This is a genomic window from Phormidium pseudopriestleyi FRX01, assembly GCF_017313335.1.
Lineage (GTDB): Bacteria > Cyanobacteriota > Cyanobacteriia > Cyanobacteriales > Laspinemataceae > Laspinema > Laspinema pseudopriestleyi.
Genome location: NZ_JAFLQW010000328.1, coordinates 1 through 15,389 on the forward strand (window position 1 = coordinate 1; position 15,389 = coordinate 15,389).

Here is a 15,389-nt window from a genome sequence, read left to right on the forward strand (position 1 = left end):
CGCCTGAGTGATGAGCAACTTCGCGCCGTAGCTGATCTTATTGCCAGCTTCAAATCTCCAGATCGACGCGAGCCTGTTGTCAACAGGCCGGATTTTTTCGGCCCGCTCAAACCTTCAGAACGCGCTTTAGTGGAACGCGAGAGAAACCGGAAAGGAAAAGTTGAAATTATGGCAGGCCGTAAGCCTCGCTATAGTAAAGAAGAATTTGCCCGAATGGGTGATCACTGGTACGAAACTCAAATCCGCCAAAAAGTTGAAGCCGGTAATCATGGCAAAATCGTCGCGATCGATATTGAAACCGGCACTTATGAAGTAGCTGATGAAATCTTGGATGCCAGTCAGCGCTTATTTAAACGAATTCCAGAAGCCCAGCCTTGGATAGTTCGTATTGGACATCGGGCTGTTCATAGTTTTGGTGCAAGGAGTCTGAGAAACCCAGGATGATGCAGGGTCGGGTCAATAGAAAGCGTGAAGCAATCATTTCAATTGTTATTGCAAATCAGAACCGTCAGTCCAAAAAACGTATTAATGCGGTTATAGACACAGGATATAGCGGATTTTTAACTTTGCCAAACGAAATTATCACTGCATTAAGTTTACCTTGGGCAGGAGTTGAGCGCGGCACGTTAGGCGATGGTAGTGAAGTTACTTTTGACGTTTATGGGGTGAAGGTAATTTGGGATGGTACATACCGTGATATTCCAGTGTGTGAATCTGAAACCGATCCCTTAGTTGGCATGAGATTGCTCTATGGTTACGATTTACAAATCCAAGCTATTGAAGGGGGACTCGTCACAATTCAGACATTGGATTAGGCTTAGTCAAACCTAACAATCTTTAGAGCGCCAGTACAATATTAGATAAAAGGGACAACTAACTGTTTTTTTACCGGATTTGTTGCTAATTGCCAGCGATCGGGTAAAAAAATTAGGGTTCTAAGGGCTAATAGACTGATTTCCTAGCAGTCTATTCCGTGAAAAATTTTCTATTGCTCTATCTCCAGGTTGGTTTGAATTTTTTGACTTTTATTAAAAAAATAGAGCAAGTCTAATTCAAAGGCTTAAACCTTCGTGACTGGAGGTGGGGCAGTAGATAAATTGCCCCTAGATAATTCCTATAAATGTGTTTCCATCACCCACAACTGACCCCGTTGGGTTTACCAAAGTATCAACGATAACTTTCATTCTATGGTTCTTTGCTGTTTGTAATCATAGTTTTCTTCATAATCTATTGTCCCAAATAATTCTAATATTTTCTGTTGCTGACGCCGTTGAATGTATTCCCGCAAAGCATTTTCTATTAATTGATGTTCTGTGGAAAAGTTACTCAAGGCTAGAGCCTCTGCAATCAGTTGTTGATCTATCTCAATGGGGATTTTCATGGTTTTACAGTTATTTAAGGATGTATTGCCACTCTACAAGGTTTGTTCCCGTTACCCAAAACTGACGCCAGTGGGTTTGACAAACTCTAAATTATCGACATTCCAGACTTGCCCATCGAGGGCCATCTGCTCGATTAAACTAGCCAATCTGAGGGCTTTCAGAGCTTGTTCTCCACCCACTGACGGCTGATTGCCACCGCGAACACAATTAATAAAATGCTCTAATTCGGCGTGTAAGGGTTCAATATTACTGGTATAAACTTTTTCAATTAAGCCATCTTGGCGGTACAAAATTTGACCATATTCGGTCATATAATTCGCGGTTGTTTTCCGATGGATTAAAATTTCATTGTTGAGAAAATCGGCTTCGGTTAGAGAATTTTTGCAATGGGTGACGATCCGGCGTAATTTTCGGTGGGTGACTTTACTGGCGGTGACGGTAGCGATAACGCCATTGGCAAATCCCAAGGTTGCCGTTACATAATCCAAATAAGAATTGGCTTCTGATGTGTCTTGATTGGTGCGACTGCCACTGGCGGTTAATCGCACAACAGGCGCGGCAGCTAATTCTAAAATGAGGTCGATGTCATGGATCATTAAATCCAAGACGACGGAGACATCGTTAGCCCGATCGCTGTAGGGACTCATGCGGTGAGCTTCGATCGCCAGCACTTGTTCAGTTTTGAGGACTTTGCTCAATTCCTGGAATGCCGGATTAAACCGTTCAATATGACCCACTTGCAGAATACATCCCGATTCTGCTGCCTCATTCACCAGGGATTCAGCTTCAGCAATACTAGCGGCGATCGGTTTTTCAATTAAAACATGAACCCCCGATCGCAGGCAGGTCATTCCGACAGCATGATGCAGGCGAGTCGGAACCGCAATACAAACCGCATCCACATAAGGCAACAAGTCTTGATAATCTTCAAAAAAGCGAATCCGATATTTACTGGCAATGTCGAGTCCGCGCTCTACATTAACATCAGCCACACCGACTAATTCAATATCTTTGAGCAAGCTCAGAACCCGGGTATGATGCTGTCCCATACTGCCAACGCCAATCACCCCAATTCGCAAGGGTTCCGGGTGAGTTTTTGGGTTATGATGATTCAATTGTCGAGCTTTCATGGGATTATTTTGCACTCCTTGATGTCTCCACCACCACCACCATTAGTCAGAGCCGCTTGACAGGCATCTGGCCTCGCACACCAACCCGATAGTATCACAGGCGCTCCAGTTGTAAAGATTTACAACATTTGCGACCCCTCCAGTATAGAGTCGGGAATCGGTTTTCGAGGGAGTGAGCTTTCCAGAGTTATAGCCGATCGCCTCTCCATCTCCCCCAACCCTTCAAAAAAAGCCACCCCTGATGGGGCGGTAAAGTCAGAGTTAGAAACCGGGTTTCTTGACAAAATTTCTGCTCCTGGGTAACAAATTAGGGTCAGAAACCCGGTTTCTTGTCCGACTGATTGAATTACAACCCGGGCAGACAATCAGAAATCCGGCTAAAATTTAAAACGTAGAGCCATTCCAGCCCCACATGGAACCCTCAGCATCGGTAAATTCGATATAGATCCGATTTTGCGGAACCCCGATCGCCTGATGAATCTTGTTGCAAAAATCTTTGCTCATCGACTGGGTTTGTTCGGGACGGATCGTCCCTACACTCTTGACCTCGATGTAGCACACCGGGTCAAAGGTTCCAGCAAATGTCATCGCCACATCAGCATTAAACGCCGTCATGATATAGGATTCAGGTTTCCCCAGATGCTTCGCCAAGCTGGAGGAAAGTCCCTTGAGCAGGGTCTGGATTTCAGCGTTTTCCGGTGCGGATACGGAAGTTTGAACTTTAATCAGGGGCATAAATTGACCTTCTAGCTTGCGTCTTTCTGATTCAAATCGGGATCCCGGGAAACTCTCTATCCCAAATTATCCTCCGTAATTCCAGCCGGTGCCTTCCAGCAATAAGGGTTCCCCTTCCCGGTGGACTCCTGCCGCAATCACTTCGCCGACAAAGACGGTGTGATCACCCTTTTTCACCGAACCCACCACATTACATTCCACATACCCCAGAGAGTCGGAGATAATCGGACAGCCGGTTTCTCCCAAATAAAACTCCACATCTTCAAATTTATTCCCCACCCGTCGCTGGGGTTTAAAGAATTTTTGGGCTAAGTCTTTTTGTCCCGCTTCTAAAAAACTCAAGGCAAAGACGCCACTGGCTTCAATCATGGCGTGGGACCCAGAATCTTGTTTAACACAGTTGATGACTAAGGGGGGTTCAAAGGACCCCTGCATCACCCAACTGGCGGTGAAACCATTGACATTTTCCCCATCTTTGACACCGCAAATATAGAGTCCGTGGGGAATCTTTCTGAGGATTGTTTTTTTCGCTTGTTCGTCTAGCAAGGCTTTACCTATCTCTCAATATAGAACTGATGGACATTTATATTAGAGTATCCGACGGGGCGTCATCCCTGGCGCGAGTTGGGTCGAAACAGGTGGCTATGTTCCGGATGGTAGAGGCGCGATCGCGGGGTATCCGTTCCAGACTGGGTTTTCGGTGAGGCCAAAGCCGGACTAATTAAATACAGAGTCGTCCGAATTAAGTTTTCAGCCTGGGTAACTTGGGCCATCTCTTTCAGAGGGACCACCAGAATTTTTTCATCGGGCCATCCAATCCGGTAGCAAATGGCGACTGGCATTTCTGCGGGATAGTGTTCCATCAGTTTGGCTTGAGCATCTTCAATGTGGCGCGCACTCAGATAGAGGCACAAACTGGCTTTATGGGCTGCTAAAGCCGCTAATTCTTCCGATTCGGGGACGGAGGAAGCTCGACCACTGACCCGAGTCAGGATGATGGTTTGCACCAGTTCCGGGATGGTGAGTTCCAGGTTGAGTTTGGCGGCGGCTGCTTGAAAGGCACTAATTCCGGGGATAATTTCACAGGGAATGTCCGCATCGGCTAAGGCGTGCATTTGTTCGGAAATGGCACTGTAGAGGCTGGGGTCACCGGAATGGAGGCGCACGACGGAGTGACCTTGGCGCACACGGTCAATCATGATGGGTAAGATATCTTCTAGGGTTTTATTGCCCGTGGGAATGACTTCGGCATCGGGACGAACTCCTTCTAAAATTTGTTTGGGAACTAAGGAGTCAGCGTAAAGAATCGTATCAGCGATCGCCAGGATTTTTTGGGCTTTGACCGTTAATAAATCCGGGTCACCGGGTCCGGCCCCAACGATATAAACGGCGGGTTTGAGTATAGCCCGGTCGGTTTGTTGTGGGTCCGTTGGTTGGAGTTTTGACATCAAACTAAAACAAAAAAATGCAAAAGATTGGGAAGGTTCCGGATAGTACCCAGGCTCTGAGGTAATCAAGCACTGGTAGATGCACCCTGATTCAACCCTAGAATTTATTCTAGGGTTTTTTTATAGTTTTGGGAAATTTTAGGGCGTTGGTTTAGAAACCGGGTTTCTTGAGAAAATCTCTGCAACTTAGACCTAAATTTGGGTGAGAAACCCGGTTTCTGGTCACTGGGTTTTGGTTGGGGAATTTCTAGGAAGAAGAGGGTTCGCTTTTGCTGCGGGATACGACATCAGGCAAAGGACGATTGAACCCATAAAGCCAGACTAATCCCGCGATTCCTAAGATGATACCGGTTAAACTGACAAACTGCGCCATTCTCAGGGGACCGAACATTAAGCTATCGAGTCGCAACCCTTCAATCCAGAAGCGACCGCAGCTATAGACGGCCATATAGACTAAAAATAAAGTGCCGACTTTTAAACGGGGTTTGCCTTGGAGGTCCCGAAAGAATAAAAACAGTAATAAGGCAAATAAGGCAAGATTCCACAGGGATTCATATAAAAAAGTGGGATGGAAATATTGCTCGTTGAGATATTGAAATGGACGAGATTGCGGGGGAATGTAGAGTTTCCAGGGTAAATCCGTGGGTCTGCCGAAGGCTTCGGAATTGAAGAAGTTTCCCCAGCGTCCGATCGCCTGACCTAAAATGACTGAAGGTGCGACTAAATCGGCTAATTGCCAGAAGGGAATTCGTTTGAGTCGGGCAAAAATCAAGGTGGCGATCGTCCCGCCAATAATTGCGCCATGAATGGCAATGCCTCCTCGCCAAATCGCCAAGATTTGCCCCGGATTGTCGGCATAATTCTCCCACTGAAACAGGACATAATATAGTCGTGCCATTGGTATAGCCCCAACCACTAACCAGAGGATCAAGTCCCCCATCAGGTCCGGGTTGACGTTGCGGCGTTTGGCTAAAAATTGGGAGAGACTGACGCCAATCAAGACGGCAGTGGCAATTAAGAACCCATACCAGCGGATGGTTAGGGGTCCGATTTCGACGAGGATCGGGCCTGGGGAGGCAAAGGTCAAGGCTAGGGGTAGAGTAACAATAGTCATAAACTTAATAGTACGCGCTTGGGGGGACGATAGGTGCAGTCGCCGGGAGCATCTGAATTTTGCCTAAAAACCGATCTGAACCTCTCCCCCCTGCCCCCCTCCCCTGCAAGGGTAGGGGGAAATTGACCTCTTTCTCCCCCGGACCTTGAAGGGAAGGGGGGTGGGGGGTTAGGTCTCTTTTCAAAATTGAGATGCTCCCCAGTTGCCTTGTTTCTCTTTCGGTTCTAGGATACTTCACCGGATCAAGTCAGGGAGGCAACAAATAGTCAGGGGGTCGAATCTTTGCTATCTTCATGGGGAGATAGGCGCGATCGCCTTGATACCCCAGGGCAATTCTATTTAATTGTTGTAAATTAAGATGAACTTTCCCCTAGCGCGGCAATCGTTCTCCCAAGAGATTCACCAAAACGACGACCAAATCGATCTCGCCAAGGCAGCGCTTTATATCGCGCAAGAAGAATATCCAACCCTGGATCCGGCTGAGTATCTCAATATCCTGGATGTGATGGCAAGGGAAGTTGCACAACGGTTGAAGGATCAACGCTATCCCTTGCGAATTGTTAAAGCTATCAATGACTATCTCTATGAAGATTTGGGATTTACCGGCAATACTCGGGATTATTATAACCCATGTAATAGTTTTCTCAATGATGCGATCGCCCGTCGGACTGGCATTCCGATTACCCTGGCCTTAATTTACTTAGAAATTGCAAGGCGACTGGATTTTCCAATGGTCGGAATCGGGATGCCTGGACATTTTTTAATTCGCCCAGAGTTTGAAGGGGCGGGTATTTTTGTGGATGCATTTAATCGGGGTGAGGTGTTGTTTCAGGAAGACTGCGAACAACGTCTTCAGCAAATTTATGGGCCGTCCGTTTCAATGCGTCCGGAATTTTTAAAAGTGGTGACGCGCAAACAGTTTTTGGCCCGGATGCTGACCAATTTAAAGATGATTTATCTGAATTGTGGGGATTCTGAGAAATGTCTAGGGGCGATCGAACGGATTTTGCTGTTGTTTCCCGATGCGCCTTTGGAATTGCGCGATCGCGGTTTGTTTTATTATCAAAATGGCCGATGGACCGAAGCCCGTCAGGATTTACAAACCTATTTGGACCAGGTTCCCCAGGCCGAAGATGCCTCAGTAATTCGGCAAATTCTCGATCGCCTCAGTTGGCAGGAGAATGAGTAAGAAAAATCCAAAAACGCCCTTTACATATAATTTAAAATTTGTCAATCTTTCTTAGGAAATAAATTTTAACCCGTTTAACCTTGGGCCAGATTCGGATTAATTTGTTCAGCAATTTGTTTGAGGCGACGGAGTTGGCCCTGCATATCTTTCTGGGTCCAGGTTGCTGCAAACAGATTGAAGCCCCAGGCAACTACAGGATTAGGAATTTCAAATTCAAAACGATTGACGAGTCGAGTCTGGTTGCCATCCGGTTGACAATCCCAGCGATCGCAACCCTGAAAAAATCCCTGAAACTCCCACACAATCAGTCCCGGTTCCCGTTGGGCAATCATACAATTTAAACTCGGTTGCCACAGCGGAATATTCAAAATAAACCGACTGCGACTCCCCACACAGACATCCCATTCGCCAATAGGTTCGCAACGCAAGGCGGGATTCAACCACTGGTGCATTAAAGTGCGATCGGTAATACAGTAATCAACAACCGTAGGACTGGCCTGAATTTGAATCGATTGTTCAAAAACTTGAGATGACATGAGAAATTAGACCTAATAATGACAACTTGTTATAGAAATTCCCCCTAGAAAGGGAATCTCTACAGGGTAGGAGAGTCTGACGGTGGGAATCGGCGGGAGAAGACAGCAGACCCTTCCCGCAGACTGGGGCAGAATTGTTACAAATCACTACAGTTCCAATATTTTGTGACAAATTGTCCCTAATCTAATTTCTAGTTACCAACAATTGAAGCATAAAGCGTTTGATTCGCCTCCCTTGAAAGTTGGAAAAAACGCAAAAGATGACATAGACTACAGCAAAAGATGCATAGCCCTGTAGGATAGGGGCAAATGCACTGACTAGCATTTACTCGATGATCAACTCTGTTGAACGGTCATATCGGAAGTACACTCAAATCACCTTATGAATGGAATTTTGCACGAAACATCAGCCGTGGTTTGGGGGAATTTAAGCCCCGAAGCGCTGCTGGCTCAAGAACCTGGATTCGCTACTGGCTTTGGCATTGGGCAGGCTACGGGATTTGTTCAAGCCCTCTTGCTCCAAGTGTGGCCATTCCTGCTCAGTTTATTAGGAGCGATCGCCATCTTAATCGGTGGCTGGATCGTCGCGACCATTGTGGCAGGAATTATTAAAAAGCTCCTCCACAGCACGAATCTGGACAACCGGATTGCCAGTGCAGTCATGGGACGCCCACCGGGGGACGAGATGCCTCCCACTGAAAAGTGGATCTCGAATACGGTTTACTGGCTGATCATGATTTTTGTCTTGGTCGCCTTTCTCCAGGCCCTGAATCTGGAGGTGGTTTCCCAACCCCTAAATCGGTTCTTAGAACAGATTTTCGCGTATCTACCGAAGATTGGCGGTGCCGCAGTCCTGTTGGGTGTGGCCTGGATATTGGCAACCCTGTCCAAAATGTTGTTGACTCGGGGATTAGAGCAGTTCCGGTTAGATGAACGGCTTGCAGAACAAACGGGACAAACGACAGACCCACAAACCCCTGGGGAAAGCCGGTTTTTACTTAATGAAACCCTCGGCAATGCCTTATATTGGTTTATCTTTCTGTTCTTTCTGCCCCTAATTCTGGATGCCTTAGAATTAAATGTGCTGCCGGTCCAGAACTTAGTCAATGACTTTATGTCGGCGGTGCCTAAGATTCTGATGGCCCTGATTATTGGGGTTGTCGGTTGGTTTATGGCGCGGATCGTGCGCGGCATTGTCACGAACCTGCTGGCGGCGACGGGAACCGATCGCCTCGGTGCCCAATTGGGTCTCTCTCGGACTCCTGATGGGATGTCCCTGTCTCAACTGATTGGGACGATTGTCTATATCTTGATTCTGATTCCGACGGCGATCGCGGCGTTGAATGCGTTGGAAATCGCAGCGATCTCCGTTCCGGCGATCGCCATGCTGTCGCAAATTCTATTCGCCATTCCCCTGATTTTGACCGCCGGGCTAATTTTGGCGTTATTTTATGCGATCGCCAAGTTCACCTCGGATCTGGTCATCCGCATTCTCCGCAGCATCGGTTTTAACAATATCTTCTCCTGGCTAGGTCTGCCTACGACCGGGAGTGGTAATTCTCCTCAACCCCCACCGGCCAACTCACCGGATATGCGATCGGGTCAACAAACCGTTGTCCAACCCCCCTCGACTTCCACGAGAACTCCCGCAGAAATTGTCGGGATTGTCACCTGGGTGGGCATTATGCTCTTTGGGGCCGTGGCAGCGACGGAAGTCCTGCAATTGCCAGCCCTCACCATCATCATGCAAGGCCTACTGGTGATCGCCGGTCAGGTTCTGGTCGGGTTGATCGTCTTTGGCATTGGCCTTTACCTGGCAAACTTGGCCTATCATCTCATTTCCGGTTCCCGGGGGTCCCAATCCCAACTTCTGGCACAAGCGGCTCGAATTGCCATTATTGCTCTGGCCGGTGCGATGGCACTTCAACAAATGGGAATTGCACCTCATATTGTCAACTTGGCCTTTGGTTTGCTGTTTGGGGCAGTTGCTGTTGCCATTGCCTTAGCTTTTGGGTTAGGGGGCCGAGATGTGGCTTCCGAGCAATTGCGAGAATGGCGCAGTGATTTCAAACAACGACAAGAAAAATAACGAGAGGAGTTAAATCCCCTAATTTAAGTTTTTCTCTTTAAGTGAGAAACATCAGGCTTTTTCGGGGTGAAGCCTTGATGAGAAAGGATTACCCTAACTCACTTGAGTTTTTTGTGGTTTTTATTTCTCTCACTTTTAGGAGTTTTTCTTGGAGTTCGTTCTTAATCCGACCCATAATGGTGGTTTCATCTAGGGAATTAATGATGCGAGTGACCACAGCTTTTGGGCCATCGGGTCCCCAAGAAGCACCATTAGCCAAGTAGGTTTTGGTCACCTGACCTATGGCGTAGGAAGAAAACCCGGCGACACCGGCTTGGGTAATGGCAACTGAAAGATAGGGTACTAACGAAGCTCCCCCCGTAGCCGGTGCCGCTAATCCCAACAACCCTTTGAGGGAAGATAATCCGAGATTGGCCAGGAGTTCACTGGCACTAATTCCGCCCATACTCAGGGCTATTTTTTTGAGGAGATTGATGGCACCGGCTTGGGTCATGGGAATGCCATAGAGCTTTGATAAGGTTAAAATCGTGGCGACATCAATCACGGCCCCACTGAGGATATCGATCGCCGTAATCGGATTCAGGGCGATCGCCACCGCTTTCGTCATCACCGCATTCCAAATCAATCGGTTGGCACTCTTATCCCGAATCTGCATTTTGCGCTCAACCAATTGTTCATTCACATCCCCGGCATAAAGCAGGGTATTCAACGCCACCAGGGATTTCCCCTCCCGGTCTAAAATTTCCAGAATTTTTAATTTTAAATCCTCGACTTGTGGTAAACCCCGCTTCATCTGCACCGCCATCGTGCCATCGCTTCGCGGTGCCGCTTGGGCCACTAAGGGGGCCGCTGCTGCCATGACGATTTCATCTGGGGATAAGAGTTCTCGCACCCGATCATCCCGGATTTTGCGATAGACTGCCTCGCGATCGGCTTCGGGATATTGGTCGATTTTGTTAAAAATTAGCAGCATGGGTTTTCCCGCATCCCGCAACTGGGAAAGGGCTTCATATTCCACCTGGGTCATATCCCCGGCGACGGCAAATAAAATTAAGTCCGCACGAGAGGCCACCTGCTGGGCCAAAACTTCCCGGGTTTGACCATCGACTTCATCAATTCCGGGAGTGTCAATCAGTTCAATCTGAGATTGTCCGATGCCAGAGAGGGTGAGTTGGGTAATGTTGCCTTCTCCTCCATCCAGGGGCGATCGCTCAACTCGCCAATTCACCCCCTGAGAAGTCCGGGTTACCCCGTGAATCGGCCCGGTTTCAAAGACATTCTGCCCCAACAAGGCATTCAAAATCGACGATTTTCCCCGTCCCACCATACCAAACACGGCAATTTGCACCACCGTCCGTTCCAGTTTATCTAGCATGGTGCTGAGTCCTTCAATCTCTGGATCCAAGCCCGTTCGTTCTTCCGGGGTCAGGTCCAGATTCGCCACTAACTCTCGCAGGGCGTCTTTAGCTTGTTTGTAGTTCAGGTCCGCCTGAATATCTGCAAACGACAAAATCGCCTCATCGAGTTCTCCATCTAAATTGGAGGAACCGGGTAAGGGGAAGGGGGACTGATTGGGGTTAGGAATTTGTTCCTCGTACTCGTTGGAACCTCCGTGAGTCATAAGAGGTGGGCTATCCTTCAGTGCTCTACACTACCAATCCTAGTGCAGACTAGCCCGAGACGGGGAAATGAAATAGAGGGTGGATGCCTCAAGCTCAAGGATTAAAACAATTTAATAGCCGGTTTTTACGCAATTTGACTCATGAAAGACAAGTCAATCGCCCCAAAATTGGTACTTAAGGCTATATTGATATTTTCTAACATTTTGATAAGCCAAATAATGCTATCATTGTTAGAATTTTCATAGTGGTTAAACAAGATGGAAAGCCGTTTTTCTAAATAGGGTTTGACTTTCCGACAGAGTAAAACAATTTTCAGAAGCATCCCGGTTGTCCGGGTGGGTCCAATATTAGAAACGACATCCAGAAAGATAAAGTGAGTGGGCTTTTGAGAACTTTCCACCACTAAAAAGTTTAGGAGTTGGCTGCAAGTTCTGACCACCAGAAAATCGCTGATTTTCTGGGAATCACTCTGGGGAAGAGTGGCTTTTAAATGCTTGCATAGCTTGTCGTTAAATTGGCGTTTGCCATATTCGGGGTCGATGGACCCAATCAGGTAGTCGTATAAATCGGCTTTAAATTCTCCGTAGTTCGGACTCTGACTGGTGTGGGTGATAAAGCTCTGAGCTAAGTCTCGGTAAGTGTGGCCCCCTTCTGCTTTACCCACATAATCTTTCAGGGAATAATACAGTTCGCGATCGCTGAGTAAGGTGGGATTGGCAATCACAGACAGGTTTCGGACTGCATTCACATTCCCCGTCCGCCGAACCTGCGATCGCCGGACTTGATAGGTGACATACTGAGATAAGTTAATTTCAAATTGCCGTTGCCGTTGCGCTTGAATTTTTCGCACGGTTTGCTGATGCTCATAGCTGCTATCTTCACTCAGCAGGCAATGAGAGTACAAGTAGGGATAGCGATCTATATAGGTCCCTAGGGGTCTATGCTCTTTAGGGGGGCTCATTTCTGAACTATGTTGCACCACCTTCGATAACCGTCGCAGGGTCAGGTACTGATCCGTTGCGGTGAAGTCTTTGACTAATTCTTGCAACTGTCTACCCGTTCGAGAGCGACCGTAAGGATTATAGCCCCCAGGATGCTCAAACAGGGCCACCAACTCCGGAATCGCCTCTTGAGTTTGGCTGTGCATTTGCCACCGATTTACTAAAATGTGGCAACATCTATTCAGAATAAACTTAAAGTCTTGGTCCATGCCCTTATAGGTCAGCATTCGACCTAACGCCCCTGAGATATCAGCTTCGGGGTAGTCCCTGCCTTCAATAAAGAGGCTTTGAAAGCGCGAGATCAGTTCGGACGGTGGCTCCGCTTTAACCAGATCGAGGAGGTGATCGTATAGTAACTGCTCCTCCTGGCTTGTTTTTCGGTTGTAAGGATCCGTTCGATGATTCACTTGACTTTCCCCCTGCCCAGATATTTAGCTTGATTCAATTTCCCAGAGCGAGCATTTTCAATAGGACACAATTTCCCCCGGTGGAAGATTGTCAGACCTTAATATGGATAATTTATTGTTAATCCGCTTGGATAATGGCTATCAAACCGATTCAGATCAGTCTGGGGCCGCTTGGATTCACATGAAACTCTCTAAAAGAGTGGGTGAGCCTTTGCGACTTGGGAATGGGTCTGAGCTTTCCCCGACGCATAGGACCTCTATCTATTAGAATAGCCTAGGCAGATCTCCTCAACCATCCAGTATCGTAAAAAGTTGGTAAAGATGCCAGGGGGGATTCACGGAATTTTAATGAAGATTTATAACGGTTGACTGGGGAAAGACATTCTATGGTATTTTTCCGGCTGAGATTGAGGCGATCGCCTGCTTGGGACAAGCTTTCGGGGATGGTATCATGAATTTTTATTAAATTAAAGTCCTCATACCATGTCTTGTTTTGTGACCCTTGCTCAACTGCTTTCCCTCTTGAATGCCCAAGTCCTTCACCCGCTATCGGAAGAACTTGGCGCGAAGCAGGTCTTCAGTATTATTACGGATACGCGCAGTTTAAGGGCCGGTGAAGTATTTGTAGCCCTAAGAGGGACCCAATTTGATGGGCATCAGTTTATTGGGTCCGCATTTGACAAAGGGGCGATCGCCGCGATTGTCGATCGCGACTATGTTAGTCCCAACCCAAACTGGCCCCTCCTGGTTGTCTCGGATACCTTAGCCGCTTATCAGGCGATCGCCCATTGGTGGCGCACCCAGTTTGATATCCCCCTGATTGGCATCACCGGATCTGTCGGCAAAACTACCACCAAAGAATTAATCTCAGCGGTTTTGAACACCCAGGGTCCCGTTCTCAAAACTGAGAAGAATTATAATAACGAAATCGGCGTTCCCAAAACCCTCTTAAATTTGACCTCAGACCATCATTATGCCGTCATTGAAATGGCCATGCGAGGCCAAGGAGAAATTGCCCTCCTCGCAGAAATTGCCGTCCCTACAATTGGCGTCATTACCAATGTTGGTACAGCCCATATCGAACGCTTGGGTTCCGAAGCGGCGATCGCCTCCGCCAAATGTGAACTCTTAGAAAAAATGTCCCACGAAGGGATTGCCGTCCTCAATTACGACAATTCCCGGTTAATAGAAACCGCAGCAAAAGTCTGGTCCGGAAAAACTCTCACCTATGGTTTAACCGGAGGAGACTTGCAGGGAACCATCAGAGATGGAGATTTCCTAGAAGTCGAAGGCATGACTTTCCCCCTCCCACTTCCGGGGAAACATAATGCTTTAAATTATTTAGCTGCATTAGCCGTAGCAAAAATCCTCCATGTAAGTTGGGAACCTCTCAAATCCGGTTTAACCGTAGAATTACCCGATGGCAGGGCAAGACGGTATGAATTAGCCAATGATATTGTGATTTTAGATGAAACCTATAATGCCGGGTTAGAATCCATGACTGCCGCACTCCAAATGCTGGCACAAACCAAAGGAGAACGGCAGATTGCAGTCCTAGGAACCATGAAAGAATTGGGCGAGCGATCGCTAGAATTTCATCAGCGCATCGGCAGCATTGCCAAATCCTTAAATCTGGATGGATTGTTTATCTTTGCCGACCCCGCAGAAGCCGCAGCAATGGCCAAAGGTGCTGAAGGTTTACCCTTTGTAGAAATTATCGATATCGAACAGCCAAACGCCCATGACTACCTCTGCCAGCGCGTCAAAGATTGGGTTAAAACAGGCGATCGCATTCTCTTTAAAGCCTCTCATTCCGTCCAACTCGATCGCGTCGTCGAAAAACTTCGGGCCGGTTAGATTCAAGATAAAGACAAGACCTTTTTCCAAGGATTAACACTCCTTGAGGCATTATCCATAAATTTGTAGTTAACGACTTCAGTCGTTCTCCTATCCCTTCCTGAACAATATTCAAATATGGCAATCAGACTAGATCGGATTATAGTCGTTGATATTGAAGCAACCTGCTGGGAAAAAGACCCACCCCCCAATCAAGAACGAGAAATTATCGAAATTGGAATTTGTCCAATTGATATTGCTTCAGGGGAATTACTAGAAAAAGAGAGTATCTTAGTCAAACCCAAACAGTCCCAAGTCAGTGAATTTTGCACCCAACTCACCAGCTTAACTCAAGCCCAGGTGAACCAAGGTGTATCCTTGGGCCAATCTTGTTCAATTCTCAGAAATAAATATATTGCCCATCAAAGGATTTGGGCCAGCTATGGAGAATTTGATAAACGGCAATTTCAAGTAGAGTGCGAGAAAAAAGGGGTTCGCTATCCCTTTAGTAATCGGCATATTAATGTAAAAACCCTGTTTTCAGTCATGTATGCCTTGGAAAAAGAAGTGGGGATGGCAGCAGCATTAGAACAGCTCAATTTGCCCTTAGAGGGAACCCACCACCGAGGTCATGATGATGCCTGGAATATTGCTAAAATTCTGTCTCAATTAATTACTGGTCAACGAAAATAAGCTGATGTTTAATATCATTGACTTAACGGATTGCCGGGATACCTACCTTGAACCCCTGAGTGGAGGGCTGTTTTATTGTCAAATTTTCCTTACCCCGTAAGCTTTACAGCCCAAGGGTTTTCGTCCTTATTTCCTAAGTTGAAACTAAAAAATAGGAAACCACCCCGTCCCTTCGGGACACCCCTCCAAAGGAGGGGAATTAGCCGA

The 15,389-nt window shown here is 47.2% G+C and carries 15 protein-coding genes; 6 read left to right on the forward strand and 9 right to left on the reverse strand.

Annotation, left to right across the window (positions count from 1 at the left end):
* Together J0895_RS26750 and J0895_RS12185 are read left to right on the forward strand one after the other, a co-directional pair.
* Positions 1–444: hypothetical protein (locus J0895_RS26750; RefSeq protein ID WP_340643499.1), on the forward strand; the 444-nt coding region annotated here is incomplete at its 5' end.
* Positions 441–815, forward strand: a complete 375-nt coding sequence (locus J0895_RS12185; RefSeq protein ID WP_207088360.1) for a clan AA aspartic protease — start codon at positions 441–443, stop codon at positions 813–815. The genes J0895_RS26750 and J0895_RS12185, both read left to right, overlap by 4 nt.
* Before the next feature lie 365 nt (positions 816–1,180).
* Here J0895_RS12185 and J0895_RS12190 read toward each other — a convergent pair whose 3' ends face one another.
* The 6 genes from J0895_RS12190 to lgt form a co-directional block, all read right to left on the reverse strand.
* Positions 1,181–1,381 (reverse strand): type II toxin-antitoxin system VapB family antitoxin, encoded by a 201-nt coding sequence (locus tag J0895_RS12190; protein WP_207088361.1) that lies wholly within the window; start codon positions 1,379–1,381, stop codon positions 1,181–1,183.
* A gap of 51 nt (positions 1,382–1,432) precedes the next feature.
* On the reverse strand, positions 1,433–2,512 hold the full coding sequence (locus tag J0895_RS12195) for a Gfo/Idh/MocA family protein (RefSeq protein WP_207088362.1): 1,080 nt from the start codon (positions 2,510–2,512) through the stop codon (positions 1,433–1,435).
* A gap of 384 nt (positions 2,513–2,896) precedes the next feature.
* Complete coding sequence (locus J0895_RS12200) at positions 2,897–3,247, reverse strand: phenylpyruvate tautomerase MIF-related protein (RefSeq protein WP_207088363.1); 351 nt, start codon at positions 3,245–3,247, stop codon at positions 2,897–2,899.
* 66 nt (positions 3,248–3,313) lie between these two features.
* Positions 3,314–3,793 carry a flavin reductase family protein gene (locus J0895_RS12205; RefSeq protein WP_207088364.1) on the reverse strand — a complete coding sequence of 160 codons (480 nt, stop codon included), beginning with the start codon at positions 3,791–3,793 and terminating at the stop codon, positions 3,314–3,316.
* Between the two features lie 62 nt (positions 3,794–3,855).
* Complete coding sequence (cobM, locus tag J0895_RS12210; RefSeq protein WP_207088365.1) at positions 3,856–4,695, reverse strand: precorrin-4 C(11)-methyltransferase; 840 nt, start codon at positions 4,693–4,695, stop codon at positions 3,856–3,858.
* 247 nt (positions 4,696–4,942) lie between these two features.
* A complete protein-coding gene (gene lgt / locus J0895_RS12215; RefSeq protein WP_207088366.1) occupies positions 4,943–5,809 on the reverse strand; it encodes a prolipoprotein diacylglyceryl transferase in 867 nt (288 codons plus the stop codon).
* 358 nt (positions 5,810–6,167) lie between these two features.
* On the opposite strand from lgt, the gene J0895_RS12220 reads away from it, so the two are divergent.
* Positions 6,168–6,998: a SirB1 family protein gene (locus tag J0895_RS12220; RefSeq protein WP_207088367.1), complete on the forward strand. Its 831-nt coding sequence runs from the start codon at positions 6,168–6,170 to the stop codon at positions 6,996–6,998.
* Between the two features lie 74 nt (positions 6,999–7,072).
* Here the strand turns inward: J0895_RS12220 and J0895_RS12225 are convergent, their stop codons facing one another.
* The gene (locus tag J0895_RS12225) at positions 7,073–7,534 is read right to left on the reverse strand and encodes an SRPBCC family protein (protein WP_207088368.1); all 462 of its coding nucleotides are present in this window, start codon (positions 7,532–7,534) and stop codon (positions 7,073–7,075) included.
* Positions 7,535–7,916: 382 nt separating this feature from the next.
* On the opposite strand from J0895_RS12225, the gene J0895_RS12230 reads away from it, so the two are divergent.
* Entirely contained in the window at positions 7,917–9,623 is a 1,707-nt protein-coding gene (locus J0895_RS12230) for a mechanosensitive ion channel (protein ID WP_207088369.1), read from the forward strand.
* Positions 9,624–9,711: 88 nt separating this feature from the next.
* Here the strand turns inward: J0895_RS12230 and J0895_RS12235 are convergent, their stop codons facing one another.
* Together J0895_RS12235 and J0895_RS12240 are read right to left on the reverse strand one after the other, a co-directional pair.
* Positions 9,712–11,244, reverse strand: a complete 1,533-nt coding sequence (locus J0895_RS12235; RefSeq protein WP_242541241.1) for a GTP-binding protein — start codon at positions 11,242–11,244, stop codon at positions 9,712–9,714.
* A gap of 125 nt (positions 11,245–11,369) precedes the next feature.
* Positions 11,370–12,653, reverse strand: a complete 1,284-nt coding sequence (locus J0895_RS12240; protein WP_207088370.1) for a hypothetical protein — start codon at positions 12,651–12,653, stop codon at positions 11,370–11,372.
* A gap of 483 nt (positions 12,654–13,136) precedes the next feature.
* Between J0895_RS12240 and J0895_RS12245 the strand changes: the two genes are divergently transcribed.
* A complete protein-coding gene (locus tag J0895_RS12245; RefSeq protein ID WP_207088371.1) occupies positions 13,137–14,510 on the forward strand; it encodes a UDP-N-acetylmuramoyl-tripeptide--D-alanyl-D-alanine ligase in 1,374 nt (457 codons plus the stop codon).
* Positions 14,511–14,627: 117 nt separating this feature from the next.
* A complete protein-coding gene (locus J0895_RS12250; protein ID WP_207088372.1) occupies positions 14,628–15,182 on the forward strand; it encodes a 3'-5' exonuclease in 555 nt (184 codons plus the stop codon).
* Positions 15,183–15,389 lie beyond the last annotated feature (207 nt).

What these genes read in the sequence shown, in the direction of transcription:
- J0895_RS12185 (WP_207088360.1), top strand. Translation starts at nt 441, where the DNA reads ATGATGCAGGGTCGGGTCAATAGAAAGCGTGAAGCAATCATTTCAATT.
- J0895_RS12190 (WP_207088361.1), bottom strand. Translation starts at nt 1,381, where the DNA reads ATGAAAATCCCCATTGAGATAGATCAACAACTGATTGCAGAGGCTCTA.
- J0895_RS12195 (WP_207088362.1), bottom strand. Translation starts at nt 2,512, where the DNA reads ATGAAAGCTCGACAATTGAATCATCATAACCCAAAAACTCACCCGGAA.
- J0895_RS12200 (WP_207088363.1), bottom strand. Translation starts at nt 3,247, where the DNA reads ATGCCCCTGATTAAAGTTCAAACTTCCGTATCCGCACCGGAAAACGCT.
- cobM (WP_207088365.1), bottom strand. Translation starts at nt 4,695, where the DNA reads ATGTCAAAACTCCAACCAACGGACCCACAACAAACCGACCGGGCTATA.
- lgt (WP_207088366.1), bottom strand. Translation starts at nt 5,809, where the DNA reads ATGACTATTGTTACTCTACCCCTAGCCTTGACCTTTGCCTCCCCAGGC.
- J0895_RS12220 (WP_207088367.1), top strand. Translation starts at nt 6,168, where the DNA reads ATGAACTTTCCCCTAGCGCGGCAATCGTTCTCCCAAGAGATTCACCAA.
- J0895_RS12225 (WP_207088368.1), bottom strand. Translation starts at nt 7,534, where the DNA reads ATGTCATCTCAAGTTTTTGAACAATCGATTCAAATTCAGGCCAGTCCT.
- J0895_RS12230 (WP_207088369.1), top strand. Translation starts at nt 7,917, where the DNA reads ATGAATGGAATTTTGCACGAAACATCAGCCGTGGTTTGGGGGAATTTA.
- J0895_RS12235 (WP_242541241.1), bottom strand. Translation starts at nt 11,244, where the DNA reads ATGACTCACGGAGGTTCCAACGAGTACGAGGAACAAATTCCTAACCCC.
- J0895_RS12245 (WP_207088371.1), top strand. Translation starts at nt 13,137, where the DNA reads ATGTCTTGTTTTGTGACCCTTGCTCAACTGCTTTCCCTCTTGAATGCC.
- J0895_RS12250 (WP_207088372.1), top strand. Translation starts at nt 14,628, where the DNA reads ATGGCAATCAGACTAGATCGGATTATAGTCGTTGATATTGAAGCAACC.